At 42.5% G+C, this 21730-nt stretch carries 20 protein-coding genes; 13 read left to right on the top strand and 7 right to left on the bottom strand.

What is annotated here, in order from left to right; all coding sequences use genetic code 11:
- Positions 1-12 precede the first annotated feature (12 nt).
- Positions 13-1380 (bottom strand): COG3014 family protein, encoded by a 1368-nt coding sequence (locus ACVBIO_RS01705; protein WP_447160225.1) that lies wholly within the window; start codon positions 1378-1380, stop codon positions 13-15.
- A gap of 298 nt (positions 1381-1678) precedes the next feature.
- Entirely contained in the window at positions 1679-1921 is a 243-nt protein-coding gene (locus tag ACVBIO_RS01700) for a SlyX family protein (RefSeq protein WP_447169217.1), read from the bottom strand.
- A gap of 424 nt (positions 1922-2345) precedes the next feature.
- Here ACVBIO_RS01700 and fkpA point away from each other — a divergent pair, with 424 nt between their 5' ends.
- A complete protein-coding gene (gene fkpA, locus ACVBIO_RS01695) occupies positions 2346-3101 on the top strand; it encodes an FKBP-type peptidyl-prolyl cis-trans isomerase (RefSeq protein ID WP_447160227.1) in 756 nt (251 codons plus the stop codon).
- A 267-nt stretch (positions 3102-3368) separates the two neighbouring features.
- Positions 3369-3740 carry a YacL family protein gene (locus tag ACVBIO_RS01690; protein ID WP_447160228.1) on the top strand — a complete coding sequence of 124 codons (372 nt, stop codon included), beginning with the start codon at positions 3369-3371 and terminating at the stop codon, positions 3738-3740.
- Positions 3741-3851: 111 nt separating this feature from the next.
- On the opposite strand, the gene ACVBIO_RS01685 is transcribed toward ACVBIO_RS01690, so the two are convergent.
- Together ACVBIO_RS01685 and narQ are read right to left on the bottom strand one after the other, a co-directional pair.
- Positions 3852-4481, bottom strand: a complete 630-nt coding sequence (locus ACVBIO_RS01685) for a response regulator (protein ID WP_447171832.1) — start codon at positions 4479-4481, stop codon at positions 3852-3854.
- A 95-nt stretch (positions 4482-4576) separates the two neighbouring features.
- Complete coding sequence (gene narQ, locus ACVBIO_RS01680; protein ID WP_447163209.1) at positions 4577-6289, bottom strand: nitrate/nitrite two-component system sensor histidine kinase NarQ; 1713 nt, start codon at positions 6287-6289, stop codon at positions 4577-4579.
- A 243-nt stretch (positions 6290-6532) separates the two neighbouring features.
- Between narQ and nrfA the strand changes: the two genes are divergently transcribed.
- The gene (gene nrfA, locus ACVBIO_RS01675) at positions 6533-7936 is read left to right on the top strand and encodes an ammonia-forming nitrite reductase cytochrome c552 subunit (RefSeq protein WP_447171831.1); all 1404 of its coding nucleotides are present in this window, start codon (positions 6533-6535) and stop codon (positions 7934-7936) included.
- Positions 7937-8025: 89 nt separating this feature from the next.
- On the opposite strand, the gene ACVBIO_RS01670 is transcribed toward nrfA, so the two are convergent.
- A complete protein-coding gene (locus ACVBIO_RS01670; RefSeq protein ID WP_447163210.1) occupies positions 8026-8568 on the bottom strand; it encodes an isochorismatase family protein in 543 nt (180 codons plus the stop codon).
- A gap of 266 nt (positions 8569-8834) precedes the next feature.
- Here ACVBIO_RS01670 and ACVBIO_RS01665 point away from each other — a divergent pair, with 266 nt between their 5' ends.
- From ACVBIO_RS01665 to aroG, 4 genes are all read left to right on the top strand, one after another.
- Complete coding sequence (locus tag ACVBIO_RS01665; RefSeq protein WP_447160233.1) at positions 8835-9173, top strand: P-II family nitrogen regulator; 339 nt, start codon at positions 8835-8837, stop codon at positions 9171-9173.
- An 11-nt stretch (positions 9174-9184) separates the two neighbouring features.
- On the top strand, positions 9185-10435 hold the full coding sequence (locus ACVBIO_RS01660) for an ammonium transporter (RefSeq protein ID WP_447171830.1): 1251 nt from the start codon (positions 9185-9187) through the stop codon (positions 10433-10435).
- Between the two features lie 162 nt (positions 10436-10597).
- Positions 10598-10936, top strand: a complete 339-nt coding sequence (locus tag ACVBIO_RS01655; RefSeq protein ID WP_447171829.1) for a hypothetical protein — start codon at positions 10598-10600, stop codon at positions 10934-10936.
- 605 nt (positions 10937-11541) lie between these two features.
- Positions 11542-12597, top strand: coding sequence for a 3-deoxy-7-phosphoheptulonate synthase AroG (aroG, locus tag ACVBIO_RS01650; protein ID WP_447160236.1), 1056 nt, complete (start codon positions 11542-11544; stop codon positions 12595-12597).
- 73 nt (positions 12598-12670) lie between these two features.
- Here aroG and ACVBIO_RS01645 read toward each other — a convergent pair whose 3' ends face one another.
- Positions 12671-12847 (bottom strand): hypothetical protein, encoded by a 177-nt coding sequence (locus ACVBIO_RS01645; RefSeq protein ID WP_447160237.1) that lies wholly within the window; start codon positions 12845-12847, stop codon positions 12671-12673.
- Between the two features lie 343 nt (positions 12848-13190).
- Here ACVBIO_RS01645 and ACVBIO_RS01640 point away from each other — a divergent pair, with 343 nt between their 5' ends.
- Both ACVBIO_RS01640 and ACVBIO_RS01635 read left to right on the top strand, forming a co-directional pair.
- Positions 13191-14972, top strand: a complete 1782-nt coding sequence (locus tag ACVBIO_RS01640) for an ABCB family ABC transporter ATP-binding protein/permease (protein WP_447171828.1) — start codon at positions 13191-13193, stop codon at positions 14970-14972.
- Positions 14973-15075: 103 nt separating this feature from the next.
- Positions 15076-15339, top strand: coding sequence for a hypothetical protein (locus ACVBIO_RS01635; protein WP_447160239.1), 264 nt, complete (start codon positions 15076-15078; stop codon positions 15337-15339).
- A 680-nt stretch (positions 15340-16019) separates the two neighbouring features.
- On the opposite strand, the gene ACVBIO_RS01630 is transcribed toward ACVBIO_RS01635, so the two are convergent.
- Positions 16020-16586: a histidine phosphatase family protein gene (locus ACVBIO_RS01630; RefSeq protein ID WP_447160240.1), complete on the bottom strand. Its 567-nt coding sequence runs from the start codon at positions 16584-16586 to the stop codon at positions 16020-16022.
- A gap of 170 nt (positions 16587-16756) precedes the next feature.
- Between ACVBIO_RS01630 and ACVBIO_RS01625 the strand changes: the two genes are divergently transcribed.
- The 4 genes from ACVBIO_RS01625 to ACVBIO_RS01610 all read left to right on the top strand — a co-directional run bounded on the left by ACVBIO_RS01625 (position 16757) and on the right by ACVBIO_RS01610 (position 21709).
- The gene (locus tag ACVBIO_RS01625) at positions 16757-17506 is read left to right on the top strand and encodes a ferredoxin--NADP reductase (protein ID WP_447160241.1); all 750 of its coding nucleotides are present in this window, start codon (positions 16757-16759) and stop codon (positions 17504-17506) included.
- Between the two features lie 226 nt (positions 17507-17732).
- Positions 17733-18740: a Fe(3+) ABC transporter substrate-binding protein gene (locus ACVBIO_RS01620; protein ID WP_447160242.1), complete on the top strand. Its 1008-nt coding sequence runs from the start codon at positions 17733-17735 to the stop codon at positions 18738-18740.
- A 307-nt stretch (positions 18741-19047) separates the two neighbouring features.
- The gene (locus tag ACVBIO_RS01615) at positions 19048-20679 is read left to right on the top strand and encodes an ABC transporter permease (RefSeq protein WP_447160243.1); all 1632 of its coding nucleotides are present in this window, start codon (positions 19048-19050) and stop codon (positions 20677-20679) included.
- A 1-nt stretch (position 20680) separates the two neighbouring features.
- Positions 20681-21709 (top strand): ABC transporter ATP-binding protein, encoded by a 1029-nt coding sequence (locus tag ACVBIO_RS01610; protein ID WP_447160244.1) that lies wholly within the window; start codon positions 20681-20683, stop codon positions 21707-21709.
- Positions 21710-21730: the final 21 nt, after the last annotated feature.

The following is a 21730-nucleotide window of genomic DNA, read 5'->3' as shown; positions in this document are numbered from 1 at the left end:
TACAAGTGATTGCTAAATGATTATTGAATAAAAACGGGTGTAATTACCAGTGTCAATTATCCAGACTAAGGTAGTACGTCCGCTCTTAACTTCAATGGGGTCAGCCGGATCATTGTCCAGCATTAATGAATATTTTCCTGGTTTTACGTATGCACGAGCTATTTGTGCCTGCTGAGGTAGCGTAAGCCAACTGCGTCTATCGGCTTGCTCTGAAACCACGTTAAAAATCTGCATGGCGATAGAGGCATAATCGATATCATTGTTTCGTTTTTTTGTTTTACTTTCAACGCTCTGCGCCATCTCTGATTTAGCATAGATACGTGCCGCTTGCCTAACGAGGGCTGCCGGTAACTCTTCTTTTAATGCATTGATGGCCAGGGCATCGATATTGGCAATCGGTGCCGTTTTAAGTACTGTGCCTAAGCCTTGGATCTGCCCCGGTCTGACATGTTGTCTATTGGGGTAATAGGTTGCCAACGACGCGGTTTGCCAATTACCGTTAATGGTAAAAGGCACGGTGAAGCTTTGCTTTTCAGGGACGAAACCACGCTCTAGCATGATGATGACCTGGCCTTCGCCTTTCTTAGGCTCTATAGCATCACCCCAACGCTTCTTAAACTCTTCGTACTGCGGCATTGATAACTGTTTGGCTAGCCTGACTAAGTCTTTTTGCAGGTATGGATTGTTAGGCGAGATCTGCGCAGCTTTGCGGTAATCGATATAGGCGTCATTCGGCTCACCTAAAATCTCATGTAACATGCCCGTTGTGTAGTAGCTGTAGGCATTTAAGAATGAGCTGGTGGTTGTGCCTGCGGCCTTGCTGAGCTTGTCCATTTCAGCGTCAATGGTGCCGTTGGCCATAGCTTGCACTGACTTATTCGATTTTTGGTAGCGCTTTTGCTCTTGGCTTTGTAGCTCGTTACTGCGGCGAACTTCGACTAATGCGCCTTGTGGATCGCCAGCAAATAGATAATTAAGGGCCTGATACTGATGCAGCATGATACGTTCGTATCCGGGGCCGCGGTACGGGATAACGTTATCGTTGATTAGTAGGCTGCTGGCAGTGGCGCCTGCGTCACTAAGGCTGAGTTTGGCTTTATCATCGAAAGCTTTATAGGCCGATACGGCTTGCTGGTAGTATTTTTTACTGGCCTCAAAGTTGCCTGCAATCTGTGCACTTCGTCCAGCCTCCTGCGCATAGAGGAGTCCATCGGCACCATTAGTTTCAGATTCGACTATTTTGGCTGCATTTTGCGGCGTCGGCGAGTTTAGCTGAGCCTTAACTGGGGCAATTTGAGAAGGGTAATTAATAAAGATACTGTTAAACGCGCAGCCACTTAGACTGAGCATTATTGTAGCCAGCAGTAGCAAACGTCTCATTCTCGGTTCTCTTTGATTTGCGTTAGTTGCATCGCCTTCCTTGAGTGCTAACAGTGTTAGGCCGACAGGCTCTTAGCCTTATTGGATCAGCCGAGTGTTTCAATTCATTATAGGTTGATAAAAGTTTACTCAAGAGTGTATCTATAAAAACTTACAATATTTCATGGTTATATCAAGGCTTTTATAGCGTTTGAAAGCTGAACGTAACATGAATACTGTAAACCTATGCGTAAATAGTACTCGATATCTTGTACTATTTACGCTTTGATTAACACGACTCATTATAAAGGTGTGGCGGTTAATAGTGAGGTGGTGGTGTTTCGTCTGCTTGACTTGCCATATTGCTCGGCTCAACCGACTGAAATTTGCTGATTAAGAGCTTAAGTTGCTCTTGTTGTATGGCAAGTGCTTGGTTCAGTTTGATAACTTGCTGATCTAGCTCTTCAATGGTGCCATCTTGAAACGCAATCTTCATTTCTAATTCTTCGACACGGCTTTCTAAATTATCCAAATTGACCTCTGATGGATAGGGTGAGCTCATTATGTGAGTGCACCGCTTAATGGAACATAAGGATCAATGGGCGATCCTATTGGTGAGTATGAGTATACAACGCCTGCCTAGGTTTATGGAAACTCGCTTTTTAAAAGCACTAGGCGCAAAGTCAATAATAGTCAGCAAGCTGAATGAAAGCTGATAAAAGCGTGTTTAGTATGGCAAAGTGAATGAACTCACGCTGATTTCTGTTGTCTGTTAGATGACTAATAAGATAATCATTGCTAAGTTAGTAGGTCAAAACCGTAATCATCGCTACTGTCATAATATGTATTGAAAAAGTACGTTTAATTTCAGTTGATAAGCATTTGATTAATCAGATTGGAATAACCTATTTAACTAGTATAAAGTGGTTCGCCTAAATAAAAGTATTAGGTTTGTGTAACCACGTGTAAATGCTGAGGAAGCTTTCATGAAATCGATTTATAAATATTCACTAGTGGCTTTGGCCGTAGTTGGTCTAACTGCTTGTAATCAAGAGCAAGCAGCTGCGACAGCTCCTGTAGAATTAAAAACTGAAGCGCAAAAAGAAGCTTACAGCGTTGGTGCGTCTATTGGTACTTACATGGCAGGTCACATTAAAGAGCAAGAAGAGCTTGGTCTAAATGTGGATAGAAGTCTAATCGTTACTGGTTTTAGCGAAGGCCTGAACGACGAGTTAAAGCTGACTCAAGAAGAGATGCAAACAATTTTGCAAACGCTTGACGAGAAGCTAAATGAAAAGCGTCAAGCACAAGCGCTAGTATTGGCTGAGAAAGCGTCAGCTGAAAGCCAAGCTTTTCTCGATGCGAACAAGGCTAAAGAAGGCGTTGTGACGACAGACTCTGGTCTACAGTACGAAGTGATCACTGAAGGTACGGGTGACAAGCCTGTTGCTGAAGATACTGTTAAAGTTCACTACGTGGGCACATTGACTGACGGCACTGAATTCGATAGCTCTGTTGCACGTGGCGAGCCAGCTACTTTCCCACTGAACCGCGTTATTCCAGGTTGGACTGAAGGCGTTCAGTTGATGCCTGTGGGTTCTAAGTACAAGTTTGTTATCCCTGCAAATCTTGCTTATGGCGATCGTGATACCGGTACTATCCCTGCAAATTCAACACTGGTATTTGAAGTTGAACTGCTAGATATCGAAAAGGCGGCTCCAGCTGCTGAACATGCACACTAATTTGTAGGTTATTGCTATCGACTCCTTTATATCGGGGGAGGTAACGCTAATCTCAGCAAATTTAAAAAGGACGCAGATGCGTCCTTTTTTACGTCTGCAATTGTCTACTTCTGCGTTGAATAGACTCACAAGGGGATAACCATTGTGTCATCTATTTGCCTTGAATTAGTTTGCCAAATTCACTCTGAGTAGATCAGTTTCTTATGCTGATTGGTATAAGTGCGTTAAAATGAACACTGAGAGTGATTTTTAATTTTGAGCCAAGTTATGGAATACGAATTTTTACGCAATACTATTACTGACACGGTGTTTGCCCGTTTTAGTATGGATCATGAAGCGGTAGGTTTTTGGTTATCGGAAGAGCTTGCCGATAATAGGCCGTTGTATGTTGAGATCTGCCAGCAAATCGAGCGATTGCAAAACGGTCAGGGCAATGAATGGCGTTTGCTAGGTAAAGCGCTATCGCTTGAGCTTGATACTGAGCAGGCAAGAATATTTGCTAATGATATTGAAGATAACGAAGATCAAGAACTCGATGAGTCGATGTCATTTTATGACGGAGAGTCCGAAGCGTTTTGTGGTTTAGAGGACTTTTATGAGGTCCTTGTCAGCTGGCGTCATTTCTTAGACGAAAAATGATTGCCGATCTTCAGATTTATTTCTGAACAAATAAATCCAAAAAAGCAGCCTTTGGCTGCTTTTTTGATCTAAAACTCTATCATAATACTGATTTGTATTGTCTAAGCAGGATCACTGATTGAGATAGCGTACTGCCATTTCTGTACGTGATTTCGCATTGGCTTTGCGCAGTAAGTTTTTCACATGCACTTTTACTGTGCCTTCGCTAATATGAAGTTGTTCGGCAACGATACGGTTGCTTTGACCTTCAGCGAGATGCTGCAAAATTTCAAGTTCTCTAGGTGTTAAATTTTCAATCCATTCCTGTTCATTGACCGAAGTATTTAACTCCGATAGATAGTCTTGAACATTATCGCTTATCACACGGTGGCCAAGCATGGCATTTTTGAGCATATCAAGCAGTAAGTCTGGCTCGGTATCTTTTAATAAATAGCCGTCTGCGCCAGCGCGCATTAAACGGATCACATCTTGTTTTGCATCGGATACGGTTAAAATAACGATACGTGAAGTGACGCTCTCTTGCCTTAAAGCGTTCAGTGTATCTAAGCCTGTCATGCCTTTCATATTAAGATCGAGCAATATAATATCGGGCTCATTATCACTAACCGCTGATAATGCATCTAGGCCACTTCCCGCTTCACCAAATAAGGTAAAGTCTGAGTCCGAAGTGACAAGTTGACAGATCCCACGCCGTAGTAGTGGGTGATCATCAATAACTAGAACTGAATAGGGTTTGCCCATCTTTAGGCCTCCTGCTGAGGTATGTGCGACTAAGTAAAACAGCTAATAAAATCATGCTATTCCCTTAAAAAAGCAAGCGGGAATAGCGATTATCGTTATTCAGCTGGCTCCTGTTGGGGAGAGAAGCTAAGGGTCACTGTGGCCCCACCTTTTTTATTCTGGCTAAATTCTACCACACCCGACAAGCGACTGGCGCGTTCGTGCATAATTCCTAAGCCAAAATGTTGATCCCTTTCTTTTAATTTTTCAATGCCTACGCCGTCATCACTGATGCTGATCACGACTTTTTTATCGGAAATTGTTTGGCAGCTAATATGTATGTGCTTCGCACTTGCATGTTTTATTGCATTTAATGTCGCTTCACGGGTGAGCTGCAAAATATGAATATGTTGGTGGGCACCTAAGAGCTGTGCGGGTAACTTGTAGTCTAGCGTAATATTGGCATTGGACTGACCACGTAGCTGTTCTATCATCGCTTCCATAGCATGGCCTAAATTAGGGTCTTTAATGGTTAGACGGAACGTAGACAATAATTCTCGTAATTGCACGTATGCGGTATTAACACCTTCGTTTATCTCTTGTAACTGCTCGGCAGCTCGTGGGCTTTTTGAAGTTTTATCTAGCTCTTTAGAAAGCAGATTCACTTGAATTTTTAAGAAAGATAACAATTGACCCAAAGAGTCGTGTAGCTCTCTGGCAATGACGCCGCGCTCTTCCATCAAGGCCAGTTGCTGACGTTGTTCACCCGCATTGTAGATCACCATTGAACGCGCAAGCATGATGGCAAAGTTATTAAACAGAGGAAAAGAGAAGGCGTTAGAGGAAACGACTTCAAGGTAACCTAAGTTGTTGTTTTCAAATTTAACCGGAAATTGTTTGCTGTTTTCGCTATGCAGTGGCCAATCTGTTGTGCTTTCAGCTGCAATAATATCGACTACATCAGCGTCTTGAACTAGAACAAGGCGTAAGCGTATGCCTTTTTCATGCGCCTGAAGTTGATTGAGCGCTTGGGTCAAAGTGTAACTATCGAGTTTACTCGAGTGCAGCATCACTAACGTATCGTAAAGTAAGGTTAGCTCATTGTTGGCACGAGTTAAGGCTATGGTCTTTTCTTGGACTTGCTCTTCGAGTCCTTGATATACACTGGCTAATTTTTTTACGGTTGAGTCTAGCGCGCTGCTTAATGCACTTAATTCTAGGTACTCTGTTTTAGGCATCTCTACATTAAAATCACCTTGTGAAATAGTATCGGCGGCTTGCATTAATTGTTGCAGCGGTTTAACAACTTTGCGTTTGGCAATTCTGACCGTAATAAAGGCAATCAGTAACATTAAGCCCAATCCACCTATCTGGCTGATGGCCAAAATTTTGAGCTTGAGTGCCGCGTATTGTTCGGTTTCGAGTACAAATAAATCAATCGTATCGACAAAGTCTTTAAGCGATTCCGCATAGAGGCGTGAATTTTCTGTTTCTATGTAGTAACGCATCACTTGCCATTTATCGATAACCGTAAGGTATTTGTTTTTAAGATCTTGAGGGGTATACCAGGTAAGTGAGCGCTTAAGAGCCTGAGAATTTAATGTATTTTCAAACTCTTTAATTTTTTCATTAGCCGCTTCGCTACCTGAATTGGCGTAGAACATTAAGCGATAACTCTGCATTCTAAGTGAACCTGAAGCGTTTATAGCTCTAGCATCCCCAAGGCTATAAGACAGGTTGATAATCGCAAAAATAGCCAGTCCACTCGACAGCAAAATTAGCGTTAACATGAAGCCCCAAATCGCTGAAGTGAGTCTGCCTTTTTTCATTTATAAAATCTCATCGTTATGGTATTCGAGTTATTCATTGGTAGCGGTTCTATATTAGTGGTTACTTGATTACATTAACAAAAATGCAAAAGTGTGAGCAACAACACGTTCACAATTTGATCTAACGCAAACTTCACCACGGATACCCCCTTAGGGGTATGTTTTTGTTAACTGGAAGTGATTAAGTTCGACCTAGAAATAGGTGGGACTATATAAATATTATAAAAGTAACATGGAGATGAGATGGTGAAAACATTAACTAAAAAGTCTTTTGCACTGAGTGCAATCGTAGCAGCAAGCCTAATGGCGGGCAGTGCATTCGCAAGTGATAAAACTGAGCCGCGTAACGAAGTTTATAAAGATAAATTTTCTAACCAATATAAAACTTGGCATGACACATCTGAAAGTGTAGAAATTATTGATGCACTTGAGCAAGATCCAAATCTAGTGATTCTTTGGGCGGGTTATGGTTTTGCTAAAGATTATAACAAGGCTCGTGGTCACGTTTACGCAGTGACAGATTTACGTAATACACTACGTTCTGGTGCACCAAAGACTGCTGAAGATGGTCCAATGCCAATGGCATGTTGGTCTTGTAAGAGCCCAGATGTACCTCGCATGATCGAAGAGCAAGGTGAAGACGGTTACTTTAAAGGTAAGTGGTCTAAAGGCGGTCCAGAAATCGTTAACTCTATCGGCTGTTCTGATTGTCACGAAAAAGGCAAGTCTAAGCTACGCATCTCTCGTCCATTCGCTGAGCGCGGTATGGAAGCAATTGGCACACCATTCGATGAAGCTTCTCGTAAAGACAAGCAATCAATGGTTTGTGGTCAGTGTCACGTAGAGTACTACTTCGAAAAAACTGCTGATAAGAAAGGTTTTGTTAAGTTCCCATGGGACAAGGGCACAACTGTTGAAGATATGGAAGCATACTATGACGGTATCGACTTCTCAGATTGGACACACGCTATTTCTAAGACGCCAATGCTAAAAGCACAGCACCCAGGTTATGAAACTTGGCAGCTAGGTATGCACGGTAAAAACAACGTAAGTTGTACTGACTGTCACATGCCTAAAGTTAAGAATGCTGAAGGTCGTAAGTTTACCGATCACAAAGTGGGTAACCCGTTCGATCGTTTCGAAGAAACGTGTGGTACTTGTCATGATCAAAGCAAAGAGTTCATGGTTAACCTAGATAACGAGCGTAAAGCGAAGGTTAAGCAGATCCAACTTCAAGCTGAAGAGCAGTTAGTTAAAGCTCACTTCGAAGCTGGTGCAGCTTGGGAAGCCGGCGCAACAGAAGCTGAAATGGCTCCAATCTTATTGGATATCCGTCACGGTCAATGGCGCTGGGATTATGCAATCGCCTCTCATGGTGTAGCATCTCATGCTCCAGATGAAGCGCTACGTGTACTAGGTACAGCACTAAACAAAGCTGCTGATGCTCGCGTTAAGCTAGCTCAACTACTTGCTAAGAAAGGCGTACCACAGCCTATCGCTCTTCCAGATATCTCTACTAAAGCTAAGGCGCAAGCGGCTCTAGGTATGGATATGGATAAGATGAATGCTGATAAAGCTGAATTCAAGAAGACTGTGCTACCTAAGTGGGATGCAGAAGCTGAAAAGCGTGAAGCGACTTACAAATAAGTCTACTGACACTATATAGTGCTTATAAGTTAAGTGTCTAGAATAAGTCTTTAGCATAGAAGCCCTCTTCGGAGGGCTTTTTTTGGCTTTTACTTTATGAGTTTAAGCAAGGCTTTAAAACGATCGCCATTAGCTTGATGTTGTAACTCAAACAGTAGTGACTCAACATTGGTCTGCATTGCACCATAACTTAACATCATCTCTAATCCGCTTACCTTATTACTCTCTTCTCTTGACGACATCGCATCAGTTACAAGATGAGCATGGTAGCCATGATCTAACAGATCTCTGCAGGTCTGGTAAACACACACGTGAGTTTCAATACCCGCTAAGATAACCTGCTTACGCTCCATCGAGCTGAGCTTTTCTCTAAATGTATCAGCTTGCCACCCACTAAAATGATCCTTGGCGATAGGTTCTGTGGTTTTTGCCAGCGCCAGGGCTAGGTTTTCACTTGTCCGTCCTAACTTCTGTGGTATTTGTTCGAGCCACAAAATTGGAATATCAAATAGCTGTATCCCCTTAATTAATATCTCTAGCTTACGATGCAGTTGCTCACTTTGGTGCATAACCCGTGCGAGTTGACCTTGTACATCGACCACAACCAATACACATTCTTCTGCTTTTAGCATCTTAGGCTTCTCTATTTTGCAAGGGGAGTTAATTGTTCAGTAAAGCGGATCTGTTTGGTTTATCCAATTAGAAATAGGTCTAACCTGGCTCGATATTGCTGCTTTATCTTTGTGCAGCCCCTGCATGCCTGCACTTGTTTGGTGCATTAATATGCAGTGTTAATTGCGCGTAAAATCTTATCTTGTTGAATTCAAATGGTTAATAACTTTGGCCTAATGCTTGAATTATATTTAAGCAAATAGGGAATGTAATTGGGGAGATAACCATGAAATTGGTAAGCGCGATAATTAAGCCATTTAAATTAGACGATGTTAGAGAAGCGATAGCTGAAGTGGGCATTGAGGGGATGACGGTTACAGAGGTAAAAGGTTTTGGTCGTCAAAAAGGCCATACCGAACTGTATCGTGGCGCAGAGTACCAAGTGGATTTTCTACCAAAAGTGAAATTAGAAATTGCCATCAAAGCTGACAGGCTAGAACTGTTACTCGAAGCGATCACTGGCGCAGCGAGAACAGGGAAAATAGGCGATGGCAAAATTTTTGTTACGGATCTTGAGCAAGCTATCCGTATTCGAACTGGCGAAGTTGATAACGAAGCACTGTAAGGGGAAAGCTGATGGATGATTTAACTAAGTTGGGACTGACGGTAACAGAGTTACGCTTTGCCCTAGATACATTTTATTTTTTGATTTCAGGCGCACTAGTCATGTGGATGGCTGCAGGATTTGCCATGTTAGAAGCTGGGTTAGTACGCTCTAAAAATACCACTGAAATTCTCACTAAAAATGTGTGTCTATATTCTATTGCTTGTGTGATGTACCTGATTGTGGGCTATAACATCATGTATGTTGGTAATGCCGAAGGGGGATGGTTGCCCTCATTCGGCTCATTAATTGGCTCTCAAGGGGAAGGGGCTGATCATGCATTGGAGTCAGACTTCTTTTTCCAAGTCGTGTTTGTGGCTACGGCAATGTCTATTGTATCTGGCGCGGTTGCCGAGCGTATGAAATTATGGGCATTTTTGTGTTTCTCAGTATTTATGACGGCGGTAATTTACCCTGTTGAAGGCTATTGGACATGGGGCGGCGGTTTTCTGTCTGAAGCTGGTTTTGTTGATTTTGCAGGCAGTGGCATTGTACATATGGCGGGGGCTGCAGCAGCGCTTTCAGGTGTATTACTGCTCGGTGCGCGTAAAGGTAAGTATGGCGCTAACGGTCAAGTGAACCCTATTCCGGGTTCAAATTTACCTATGGCAACGCTGGGTATGTTTATTTTATGGATGGGCTGGTTTGGCTTTAATGGTGGCTCGCAGCTTTTGATATCGGATGCTGAGAATGCCAGCGCTGTGGCTAAAATATTTGTTAACACCAATTCGGCGGCAGCATTTGGCGCGATTGCTGCGCTGATTGTATGTCGACTGATTTGGGGGAAGGCTGATTTGACCATGATCTTAAATGGTGCCTTAGCTGGGCTGGTAGCGATTACAGCGGATCCATTGTCACCCTCATTGGTCATGGCTGGTGTGATTGGTACTGTCGCGGGTGGCTTAGTGGTGTTCTCGATTGTTGCCTTCGATAGGATCAAGATTGATGATCCAGTTGGTGCGATTTCTGTTCACGGTATTGCAGGATTGCTTGGACTGGTATTAGTGCCAGTATCAAATGCTGATGCTTCACTCTTGACCCAGTTATATGGCGCGGCCGTAATTTTTGGCTGGGTATTTTTAGCGTCGACTGTGGTTTGGTTTGCACTGAAGGTGACCATGGGGATCCGTGTTACAGAAGAAGAAGAATATAATGGAATGGATGCTTCTGATTGCGGAATTGATGCTTATCCAGAGTTTGTATCGGTTAAGAGTGGTAGTTAGGCTTTCAGAGTAACCAACCGTTACAAGCCGTGATATAAATAAAGAGCTTATGCCTATGGGTATAAGCTCTTTTGTTTCATGTATTGTTATGTGATCAGAGAGTTTAAGGCTCAACAGAATTAGGCTAAAGTAAGTTATCAGCGGGTTGAGCATGGATCTTTTATGAAAGCATTGAAACTACTGAGCACTATATTGCTTATGGCGCTGGCGACAAGTGCCAGCGCTGGCCAAGTTATAGTGCGAAAGTCCAGTGAGCCGTTTGATGCATTTGCGGTTAGGGATGAAGTGCAAAGGCTGCATGCATGGCGTGAAGCGCTTCGTTATCAGCAACAGATCCAAATATTGCAAAGCTTACCTTTTGGTTGTGTGCCTTTCGCAATGCCTTATCGATACTTTTCCTGCCAAGGTTTATTTTACAGACCTTATGCTTACCAAAATAAGGAGCTTTTTATTCAAATCGACTCTCCTAAAGAGCAGGGCGCTAAGGTACCTCTCGATTAGAGCTTGAGGCCTTGAGAGCAACTGCGCTAATCGTTCGATTTAGGTATTGTTAGTATATTCATCGCGGCAGTTTAGGAGTTACTCGGGATTCATCTTGAGTCCTGCCAAGTGTCAGCGCACATATATTGCTAGACTATTTTTCGCTTTGCATAACTGCTTCGCTTTAACTGCTTCGCTTTAACTGCTTCGCTTTAACAGCTTCGCTTAATAGTCTCGCTCTATCTCGCCAAACAGCTTAATTGAGTCCATTTGTTTCACTGACAGGGTGAACTTACTTCTGAGCCTACTGCGCTTTAAATTGGCTCGCGGGCAAGCCGTACAGGCTTATTTTATGGATAAATTTTATTATTTTTTGCGTACAGCAGGCTTTAGCTTTTAAATTGTAATCTTTAGGAATAATTAACAGTTTAGTGGGCTTATTTGCAGCTTACTTTGACACTTTATATAAATTTTTAATTTCTAATTTCTTTTTAAACAAATAGTTAAAAATAATTATATGAAATAATCATAACTTGATTGCAATCTAAGTTCATACTGGATAAATTGAATGCAGTATCGCAATTGAGAGATCTGTATTCATAGGCTAGACGGAGCTAAGTATTACCATGTATTACCAAAATGATGATGTTCGAATTAATAAGATAAAAGAGTTGTTACCTCCAATTGCTATTTTGGAGCGATTTCCCGCAACACAGAACGCATCAGCGACCGTATTTAATGCCCGCGAAAGCATACATAATATTTTAGCGAAGAAAGATGACCGCCTATTAGTGGTTATTGGGCCGTGCTCTATTCATGATCCTGTCGCAGCACTTGAATACGGTAAGCGTTTAGTTGAACTTAGAGAGCGTTATAAAGACCAGCTAGAAATCGTGATGCGAGTCTACTTTGAAAAGCCACGCACCACGGTGGGGTGGAAAGGTTTGATCAACGACCCCGATATGGATAATAGCTTCAAGCTAAATGATGGTTTACGTACCGCACGTAAGCTTTTGTTAGACTTAAACAACATGGGCTTACCTACCGCGGGTGAGTTTTTAGATATGATCACGCCGCAGTATGTTGCCGATCTCATGTGCTGGGGGGCAATTGGTGCACGTACTACCGAGTCTCAAGTACATCGCGAATTAGCATCGGGTCTATCAAGTCCAGTGGGTTTCAAAAATGGCACAGATGGCACAATTAAGGTGGCGATTGACGCTATTGGTGCTGCAAGCGCGCCGCATCATTTCTTATCTGTGACTAAGTTTGGCCATTCGGCTATTGTTGAGACCAAAGGAAATCCTGACTGTCATATTATTTTGCGTGGTGGCAAAGAGCCAAACTATAGCGCTGAGCATGTTGCTGCGATTAATAAGCAATTAGACAAGGCAGGTTTAGCGAATAACATCATGATTGATTTTAGCCATGCAAACAGTAGCAAACAGTTCGAGCGCCAGATGTTGGTTGGCGATGATGTTGGAGCGCAAATGGCTAATGGTGATACGTCTATCTTTGGTGTGATGGTTGAAAGTAACTTGGTTGAAGGGCGTCAGGATCATATTGAAGGGCAGTCTCTTTGCTATGGTCAGAGTGTGACAGACGCTTGCATTGGGTGGCAAGATAGTGAAAAGCTGCTGGCAACATTGAATGATAGTGTTGTTAAGCGCAGAGTCGCTTAATTTACAATACAAAAAAGGAGGCATAGGCCTCCTTTTTTGAACGAGTAATTTATTCAATTAGCTTCGATTAGCATTACTTCTTACCTTGCTCAAGTAAGTACTCATTGGCTTTAGCTAAGCTGCCAAACGAAGTAATTAGATTGTTTTGACCCTTTTCCTGAATTTCCGGATTTCCTGATTGAGTCATCATCCATATCCATGTTTGGATGAGTGGTAAGGGGGGATATTTTGGCTGGGATGAGTCAAGCATGTTTGCATCCTTTATCTAGTTAACTTGAAAGAGCTGTAGTTGGCTCTTAACCTGTCACTCTTCGTTTTATTGCGCAGAGAGTAGCAAATTCTTTTCTTTGGGTTAACAGAATTTGCGTTAATTCGTACAAGTTTGTCGAAAAACGTGCAAACTAACCCATTTAGAAAGCCACTCCTTTAGCCTAGTAAGGCTAAAGTTGCACGATAACATAGACAGTCGTCAGAGTCTGTTAACTTTTTTGCTACATTAATGGCTTTTTAATAGTACTTAAGATCACTCGCTGATTGTCATTTAAATGAGTCGTGGTCAGTGGGTCAATTGTAAATTTTCTTTGGGATAAAAAATGCGCCCCTCTCTGTATTTTGATGAACCGATTGGCAACATAAATTGGCATGTTCTGCGTATGCTATGGCCATATTTAATAGAATTTAAACAAAGGGTTGGCCTGGCATTACTGTGTTTAGTCGTAGCAAAACTTGCCAGTGTTGGGCTGCCTTTTTTACTTAAGGCGCTGGTGGATGGGTTATCAAGTACGTCACCGAAAGAGCTTGTGGCAGTCCCTATCTCATTAGTTATCGCCTATGGCGGTATTCGATTACTCAATACCATTATTTCGGAAGTAAGAGACACCCTATTTGGACGGGTAACCGAGCGTGCAATTAGGCGATTAGGCATGGCAGTCTTTGAGCACCTACATCGTTTAGATATGGCGTTTCATTTAGAGCGTAGGACCGGGGGCTTATCTCGAGATATTGAACGAGGCACCAGCGGCATGAGTTTCTTGATGCGATTTATGGTGTTCAATATTGTACCGACGATTTTAGAGATCATTTTGGTTGTAGGGATTTTATTTTATAACTATGGCTATGCATTTGCTGGCGTGACATTACTGTCGGTTATCGCCTATGGCGCCTATTCTATCGTGGCTACCGAGTGGCGTACTGGCTACGTTCGTGACGCAGCAAAAGCAGATTCAATCTCTAGTACACGGGCGATCGATAGTTTACTTAACTATGAAACAGTGAAGTATTTTAATAATGAGCAATACGAAGCTAACCAATATGATGCTGCATTGGCGCAATGGGAACAGGCTAAGCGCAAGAATCGCTTATCCCTGTTTGCGTTAAATGCGGGGCAAGCTTGTATCATCTCAGTTGCGATGACATTGATGCTGGGCATGGCGGCCTTCGATGTTGTTCAAGGCGATATGACCATAGGTGACTTTGTGTTGGTTAACGCTTTTATGATGCAGTTATTTATTCCGCTTAACTTTTTAGGATTTGTGTATCGAGAGATCAGAGGCGCATTTGCCAATATTGAGCGTATGTTTGCTCTATTGGACAGGGCTCCTATGATTAACGATGCCGCGAATGCCAAAGCTCAAGCACTAACGCAAGGGCGAGTATCATTTGAAAATGTAAGCTTTCAATATGACTCTCGGACTATTTTAGATGATGTCAGTTTTACCATTGAAGCGGGCCAAAAAGTGGCCATAGTTGGTGATAGTGGCGCGGGTAAGTCGACCTTAGTTAAATTGCTATTTCGTTTTTACGATGTGGTTGGTGGGCGAGTCTGTATTGATGGGCAGGATCTTCGCAGCGTTACTCAAGACAGTTTGCGGCAGGCTATTGCTATAGTCCCTCAAGATACGGTGTTATTTAATGATACCTTGATTGAAAATGTGCGTTATGGTCGACCAAGTGCCACTATGGAAGAGGTCAACAGCGCGATAAAGATGGCGCATCTCAGTCAATTTATCGAAAGCTTACCCGAGGGTGGTCAAACTCGAGTCGGTGAGCGAGGCTTAAAATTGTCGGGTGGGGAAAAGCAGCGCGTCGCAATAGCCAGAGCCATATTGAAAAAGTCGCCCATTTTAGTGTTTGATGAAGCGACTTCCTCATTAGATAGTCATTCGGAGCAGGCAATCTTAACGGCACTGAAGGAGGTGGCAAAAGGCCACACGAGTTTAGTCATTGCCCATAGACTTTCAACTGTGGTTGATGCGGATAGAATCATAGTATTGAGTAAGGGCAAGGTTGTCGAAACCGGTAACCATAGTGATTTACTTGCGGCTAACGGTCTTTATGCTAATTTATGGCGAGTACAGCAAGAATCAGGTCGATAGAGTTGATTGATTAAGAAAAGCCTGTTTCGGGTTCAGCATAGGTTCAGTTTCATATGTCTATAATTGAACATAATTTAACGGGAAGCTAATGCAGAAGGTCACAATGAAAAATATACCTATACTGGCCCAGATTGAAGGGCAAGAGAGTAAAGTAAATACTGACTGGCTTGCGATTATGGCAACGCTAAAAAAGCGCGGGCTAGAAAATGATGAACTTGAAGTAGCGTATTTTGAATTATGTGCTGGAATGCGAGTGACAACCCGTGGCCTAAGTCTCGCGAAGGCTGCGCCTGTCGCTTCGTTACCGGGCTTATTGCATGAGCCTAAATTCTCGGCTCGAGATTATGCAGGCATGCTGAGCGCCTAAAAGTGTAACTTACCAATTTTCCAACCATCACAAATGAGTTTAGGTTTTGGAGAGGGATCGGATATCTGGGTTAACCCTATGATTTTTCCCTCTATAAAGCAGATGTACTCTCCTTCTATCACAGTCATTCGCTCACAACTGCTACAGCTAGATGAAAGTGATCTATTGTTTGGCTGTGTATTTAAGTTGCCCATATCTGATCTCCAGTAAGCGCTAGCTTGTCTTTAGCTCATCTTTTATTAAGCTAAAGCCGTATTTGAACATTGTCATTGGTTAAAGCAAGCAGCAATGGCGTATGATAAAGCAATCGCTGATCTGCTTTGGTTCACTTTTAAAAGTAGTGGGTTAAGTTTTGCGTTGTTTGTTGTGAGTATTCTTTCAGCGCTTACTCTTCCTGATGGTCACAAGATTTTGCATAAACAAGACTTTATTTGTGTGACCAAGATTGCATTTTTAGTGCTTTTGTGAGGAAGGTATTTAATCACTTAAATACAAATATACCAAGCCTAATTTGTTATATTTCATTTTGTCTTTATATCGTCTTTATATCGTCTTTATATCGTCTTTATATTGTCTTTATATTGTCTTTATATTGTCTTTATTTTACCCTCATTCTGTCTTTATTTTGTTTTCACTTTGAATAGGGGCTCATCGGTTTTATTGCTGAGTAAGCTAGCCCTTTAATCTATAAAAGGTTGGCCAAAGCGGGTCTTTAACAAACTGACCTTCCCCGTTGTTGAAATGCGTAATTGATATAACTCACCATAATTATCCTCATCTATCTGCTGCACTAAAGGGCCGCCTAACGCGTTAATGATTAGGGGCACAGTATTGGAATGACCAGCGATAAGGCTATTGCCCGGTGAGCTACGCACTAAGGATACAATGTCATTTATGTGGGTTTTAATCCCTGATTTTACTTGAACGATTTCGACATCCAAGCCTCTTTGAAGCGCTATAGGAGCCAGAGTTAACTGCGTTCTTTGGTAGTTTGACGCGATGAGTTGTGACAAGTCTACATCAGCTAAAGCCTCTGTTAGCGCCTTGGCTCTGATACTGCCCTGTTGACTGAGTTCGGGATCGCGAGAACCATCATCACGCTTTTCTGCATGCCTAACCAATACGATGATTTTTGCCTGATGGTCTGCTTTAGGTTCAAGCTTTTCTTGGGCGTAGCAACTAAAACTTGTAGTGATAATCGCTAAGGTGGTTAGCGTTATTGCGAGGGCTTTCTTTGCCTGAATCATCGACTACCTACTGAATTAACGTCTAAAATTTCGAATTAAAAAATCACTTTCCCCTAGGAGGAGCAAAGGTATAGAGGGTCTGCTTGTATGAAATTACAACAGTCTTTAGATTAATCTTTCTGAAGTTAGAATAAAAGCTTATGCTCAATTAAACGAAAGGGGAGTGTCTTATGTGGATAGAAGGGCAAGTTATTGAAAGATTAGATTGGAGCGATAAACTGTTTTCGCTCAAAATTAAAGTTGATATTGGTGACTTTATTGCTGGGCAGTTCATTAAGCTTAGTCGCATTGTTGACGATAAAAGGATTGGACGAGCCTACTCGTTAGTTAATCCACCAGGTTGCGATTATATCGAGGTGTTAGCCGTTGCCGTCGATGATGGTCAACTCTCTCCAAACTTACAGGCATTAGAAGTCGGTGATGTTATTGATGTCGCTACTAAAGCGACCGGCTTTATGACCTTAGATGAGTTGCCTAAAGATGAAGAGCAGGGCAAGCATTTGTGGTTTTTAGCGACTGGCACAGCAGTCGGACCTTTTATCTCCATAATGGATACCCCTGAGCCATGGCTTAACTATGAAAAACTGGTGCTGGTATATGGTGTACGAGAAGGGAAAGATTTGGCCTATCTTGAGCACTTAAAGCGATTTGAACAAACTTATCCTGAACGGTTTCAGTTAATATTGTCGGTAACTCGTGAACCATTTGATGGCGCATTAACTAAGCGGATCCCAGATGTCATTGTAAGCGGTGAACTTGAAGCTAAAGCAGGCTTATCCCTAAGTGCTACTGAATCCCAGGTGATGATCTGTGGTAATCCAGGAATGATTACAGAGGCGCAGCAGGCGCTGAAAGACAAAGGACTCACTAAAAACCTACGCCGTGCACCTGGGCAGATAACGGTTGAGAAATATTGGTAAGCGGCACTGTTAGCATCTCGGCCACAAGGATCGTTTAATCAGTATTTGTTAATTTAAATGCATGTAAGTTAAGTGTTTACTGATTTTTATCAATTTTAGTTTTGTTTGTTTAAATCGCTCACAATGACTTGCTGTTTCTTACCAATTTGATTACCATTAACGCAATTGAGAATTGTTATCACTATCAGTTGGTGGTCGCAGGGTAGCACTTGAAGGGAGAAGCGTAATGAAAATAGTAAAGAGTCTTGCTGTTATGGGGCTTGCATGTATTGCATCAATAGCAAATGCATCTGAAAGACTGACGGTATATTCCTATCGCCAAGCTTTTCTTATTGACCCCATATTGGCTGACTTTACTAAAGAGACTGGCGTTAAAGTTGACGTGGTTTTCTCAAAGAAGGGTATTGCTGAACGTATGATGCGTGAAGGGCGTTTATCTAAAGCCGACATAGTGCTGACATCTGACTTTTACCGTTTGATGGAGTTAGTAGAAAAAGATTTAGTTGCTCCAGCAAACAGCGATACCTTAAAACAGAATATCCCTGCAAAATACCGTTCACCAGATGATGAGTGGTATGCGCTCACAATGCGAGTGCGTAATATTTATAGCTCTAAAGACAGGCTCGGCAAACTTGATATCAACTACGAAGATTTAGCGGATCCTAAATATAAAGGTAAAATTTGTACGCGTAGTGGTAAACACCCATATAACGTTTCTCTTGTGGCTTCAATGATTGCACATCACGGTGAGCAAGAAACAAAAACCTGGTTAGAGGGGTGGAAGGCCAATTTAGCCAGAAAGCCACAGGGAAATGATCGCGCACAAGTTAAAGCGGTAAGCGAAGGTATGTGTGATCTCGCGATTGGTAACAGTTACTACTTAGGTAAGATGTTACAAGATCCTAAGCAAAAAGCTTGGGCTGATGCCATAGAGATTAACTTCCCTAATCAAGACAATTATGGCTCCCACATTAACGTTTCGGGTATGGCGCTGGCGAAATATTCCAAAAATAAACAAACTGCACTTAAGTTGATGGAGTTCTTATCTGGTGATAAAGCCCAGCACACTTACGCTGAAGTGAACTTTGAATATCCAGTTAAAGCCAACGTCGCACCATCTAAGATAGTAGCTTCTTGGGGAACGTTTAAAGCTGATGATTTACCTATCTACAAATTAGCTGAATATCATGGCGCAGCGATTAAGTTGCTTGATGAAGTGAAGTTCGATCTGTAATTGATGGTGAAAATATTTAAGGTTGGGCTAACATATTCGGCGTAAACTCAATTATTGAGGTTAATCAGATAGGTTAAAGCCTCTAGGCTAACTCTCTAGAGCAACTCTACTTGATTAAGCTCTCTGGATTAAGCCTCTAGATCAAGCCTCTAGATTAAGTCTTCTAGAAAAGCCTGCTAAGTGTGTATATAGTCATATTCGCAGTGTGTTAGTTCCAACAATTGAAATACCATTGAACCTATCTATCGAGATAGGTTTTCTTATTTTTGGCTAAAATTTTTCACGTTATATGTAGGTAGTAAAGATTATGGTTTTAGGCTTAGCCAAGGGCTGGTCTGTAGCAAGTTATACCTTGGCACTATTGATTGTTATGCCACTTATTGCACTTATCGGTCAATCATTCTTGCCTGATGGTTCTGTATTTACCCATCTATTTGATACTGTATTACCCACCTACATCAGTAATAGCCTGTGGCTGATGTTTTGGGTCGTTATTGGCTCACTTATCATCGCGGTCCCAGCCGCATGGCTGGTGGCTAAATGTCATTTCCCTGGGCGTCGAATTTTTCAGTGGGCGTTACTGCTGCCTTTAGCCATGCCAGCTTATGTCGTGGCCTATGTTTATACCGACTTATTTGATTATGCTGGCCCTGTGCAGCGCGGCTTGCGCACATTTTTTGGTTGGCAAACACCTCAAGACTATTACTTTCCAGAGGTACGCTCATTGGGCGGCGCTGCCATTATGTTGTCGCTCGTGTTGTTTCCGTATATCTACTTACTGGCACGAACGGCTTTTATGGAGCAATCCGCTAGTTTAAGTCAAGCAACAAGAGTGATGGGCTGTGGGCCTTGGAAAAGCTTCTGGCGTTTAAGTTTACCTATGACGCGTCCAGCATTGGCTGTTGGTGCGGCATTGGTTGCTATGGAAACAGCGGCAGATTTTGCCACCGTAAGCTATTTTGCCGTGCCAACATTGACTACGGCTGTTTACGATACCTGGTTTGAATATGGCAGCTTAGCAGCGGCTGCAAAGCTTTCAACCATTATGTTATTAGTGATTTTTGCCATGGTGGGTTTTGAGCGTTTCGCGAGGCGAAAACAAAAGTTGTTTCAGAAACAATCAACGCCAGGCGAACTCGATATCTATCCTCTGACCGGGCTGAAAGCTCTGGCTGCAATGAGTTACTGCGCAGCCTTACTCTTTGTCGCTTTTTTACTGCCTTTTATTATATTAGTGCAGTATGCCTATGGCTATTTTGCCGAAAGCTGGAATCAAGAGTTCTTTGAATATAGCTTTAATAGCTTATGGATAGCGGTGGTGGTGAGCTGCATCTGTGTGGCTATTGGTATTGTGTTGATGTTCATTCGTAGGGTTAGCCCTAGGCGGGCCGATATTCTTCCTTCTCGCTTAGCATCAACGGGCTATGCTCTGCCAGGTACCGTGTTAGCCATTGGGATCTTAGTACCTTTTACCCAACTCGATTTTGCAATCAATGATATAGCCGAATACTTTGGCTTTGAGGGCCCAGGGCTCATCTTAACGGGCAGCAGCTTTATTATTGTGTGCGCTTTTTGTATTCGCTTTGCCGCAATTGCTATCGGCAGTATAGAAAACAGTTATAAACGGATCTCCCCCTCACTGGATATGGCGGGGATCACTATGGGCCTTAAGCCATTAGGACTTTTACGACAGGTGCATATTCCTCTTCTGAGAAAAGGTATTTTTGCTGGCTTATTGCTGGTATTTATCGAATGTATGAAGGAGTTGCCTGCAGCGTTATTGCTAAGGCCGATAGGTTTTGAAAACTTAGCCACCTATGTTTTTCAGTTTGTATCTGATGAGCAGCTAGAGCACGGGGCACTGGCTGCGATTGTCATTGTATTAGTCGGTCTTATTCCGCTTATCTACCTAAATCGTTCCTTGGAGCATGATAATTAATATGGCCACATTACAAGTACAACAGGTTGTTAGCGACTACCAGGGGCAAGTCGTTTTAAAGGGCCTAGATTTAACCGTTGAGAAAGGTGAGATTGTCGCGTTACTTGGTCCAAGCGGCTGTGGTAAAACCACTTTGTTGCGCGCAATTGCGGGGCTTCAGGCGATTACTCATGGCCAGATAATCATTAATAATAAAGTCGTGGCATCCGATGATTGTTTTATTCCTAGCGAGCAGCGAGGCGTTGGGATGATTTTTCAGGATTATGCGCTTTTTCCTCATTTAACTGTGGCTGATAATATTCTTTTTGGTTTACGAACTCGTGATAAAGCAGTCAGGCGATCACGTTTAGAAGAGATGTTAGCGTTAGTCAAACTCGAAGGATTGGCGAAACGTTACCCCCATGAGTTATCGGGTGGTCAACAACAAAGGGTCTCAATCGCAAGAGCGCTGGCTTATAAGCCTGAAGTGTTATTGCTCGATGAACCGTTTTCAAATATTGATGCCAAAGTACGCCGTGAAATGATGCTCGAGATCCGCGATATTTTGAAAAAGCATAATGTTAGTGCGGTTTTCGTGACACACAGTAAAGATGAAGCGTTTGTATTTGCAGATAAGCTAGCGCTATTTAATCACGGTGAAATCGTGCAGTGTGGTGATGCCGAAGGCTTATATTTAGCGCCATCAGATAAATATGTCGCAGATTTTCTAGGAGCGGGGAATTACCTTAAGGCTGAAGTCATTAGTGACTATTGCATTGCCACTAGCATTGGTGAAATCGTGAGTGAAAGTTTACTTAAGCTGCCAGTCGGTTCCACGGCTGAAGTGCTGCTAAGGCCTCAGCACTTATTATTGAAAGCGGATGCTAACGGTGTTGGCGAAGTGATTGAGCGACGCTTTTTAGGAAATATCTGCCAATATCAAGTTCAGGTCGATGAAACTGTCATAGAGATCCACAGTCCGCAGCGAGACTTAGTACTTGGCCAGCGGGTCGCTATAGCGTGTCAGAACCATAGTTTGGTTTTGTTCTAGTTAAAAGAGTTTAATCACTCA

The sequence above is a fragment of the Shewanella sp. 0m-8 genome, assembly GCF_052977265.1.
Note: the sequence above shows the minus strand (reverse complement) of the source record. Positions and strands in the feature narration are given on the sequence as shown.

What these genes read in the sequence shown, in the direction of transcription:
- ACVBIO_RS01705 (WP_447160225.1), bottom strand. Translation starts at nt 1,380, where the DNA reads ATGAGACGTTTGCTACTGCTGGCTACAATAATGCTCAGTCTAAGTGGC.
- ACVBIO_RS01700 (WP_447169217.1), bottom strand. Translation starts at nt 1,921, where the DNA reads ATGAGCTCACCCTATCCATCAGAGGTCAATTTGGATAATTTAGAAAGC.
- fkpA (WP_447160227.1), top strand. Translation starts at nt 2,346, where the DNA reads ATGAAATCGATTTATAAATATTCACTAGTGGCTTTGGCCGTAGTTGGT.
- ACVBIO_RS01690 (WP_447160228.1), top strand. Translation starts at nt 3,369, where the DNA reads ATGGAATACGAATTTTTACGCAATACTATTACTGACACGGTGTTTGCC.
- ACVBIO_RS01685 (WP_447171832.1), bottom strand. Translation starts at nt 4,481, where the DNA reads ATGGGCAAACCCTATTCAGTTCTAGTTATTGATGATCACCCACTACTA.
- narQ (WP_447163209.1), bottom strand. Translation starts at nt 6,289, where the DNA reads ATGAAAAAAGGCAGACTCACTTCAGCGATTTGGGGCTTCATGTTAACG.
- nrfA (WP_447171831.1), top strand. Translation starts at nt 6,533, where the DNA reads ATGGTGAAAACATTAACTAAAAAGTCTTTTGCACTGAGTGCAATCGTA.
- ACVBIO_RS01670 (WP_447163210.1), bottom strand. Translation starts at nt 8,568, where the DNA reads ATGCTAAAAGCAGAAGAATGTGTATTGGTTGTGGTCGATGTACAAGGT.
- ACVBIO_RS01665 (WP_447160233.1), top strand. Translation starts at nt 8,835, where the DNA reads ATGAAATTGGTAAGCGCGATAATTAAGCCATTTAAATTAGACGATGTT.
- ACVBIO_RS01660 (WP_447171830.1), top strand. Translation starts at nt 9,185, where the DNA reads ATGGATGATTTAACTAAGTTGGGACTGACGGTAACAGAGTTACGCTTT.
- ACVBIO_RS01655 (WP_447171829.1), top strand. Translation starts at nt 10,598, where the DNA reads ATGAAAGCATTGAAACTACTGAGCACTATATTGCTTATGGCGCTGGCG.
- aroG (WP_447160236.1), top strand. Translation starts at nt 11,542, where the DNA reads ATGTATTACCAAAATGATGATGTTCGAATTAATAAGATAAAAGAGTTG.
- ACVBIO_RS01645 (WP_447160237.1), bottom strand. Translation starts at nt 12,847, where the DNA reads ATGCTTGACTCATCCCAGCCAAAATATCCCCCCTTACCACTCATCCAA.
- ACVBIO_RS01640 (WP_447171828.1), top strand. Translation starts at nt 13,191, where the DNA reads ATGCGCCCCTCTCTGTATTTTGATGAACCGATTGGCAACATAAATTGG.
- ACVBIO_RS01635 (WP_447160239.1), top strand. Translation starts at nt 15,076, where the DNA reads ATGAAAAATATACCTATACTGGCCCAGATTGAAGGGCAAGAGAGTAAA.
- ACVBIO_RS01630 (WP_447160240.1), bottom strand. Translation starts at nt 16,586, where the DNA reads ATGATTCAGGCAAAGAAAGCCCTCGCAATAACGCTAACCACCTTAGCG.
- ACVBIO_RS01625 (WP_447160241.1), top strand. Translation starts at nt 16,757, where the DNA reads ATGTGGATAGAAGGGCAAGTTATTGAAAGATTAGATTGGAGCGATAAA.
- ACVBIO_RS01620 (WP_447160242.1), top strand. Translation starts at nt 17,733, where the DNA reads ATGAAAATAGTAAAGAGTCTTGCTGTTATGGGGCTTGCATGTATTGCA.
- ACVBIO_RS01615 (WP_447160243.1), top strand. Translation starts at nt 19,048, where the DNA reads ATGGTTTTAGGCTTAGCCAAGGGCTGGTCTGTAGCAAGTTATACCTTG.
- ACVBIO_RS01610 (WP_447160244.1), top strand. Translation starts at nt 20,681, where the DNA reads ATGGCCACATTACAAGTACAACAGGTTGTTAGCGACTACCAGGGGCAA.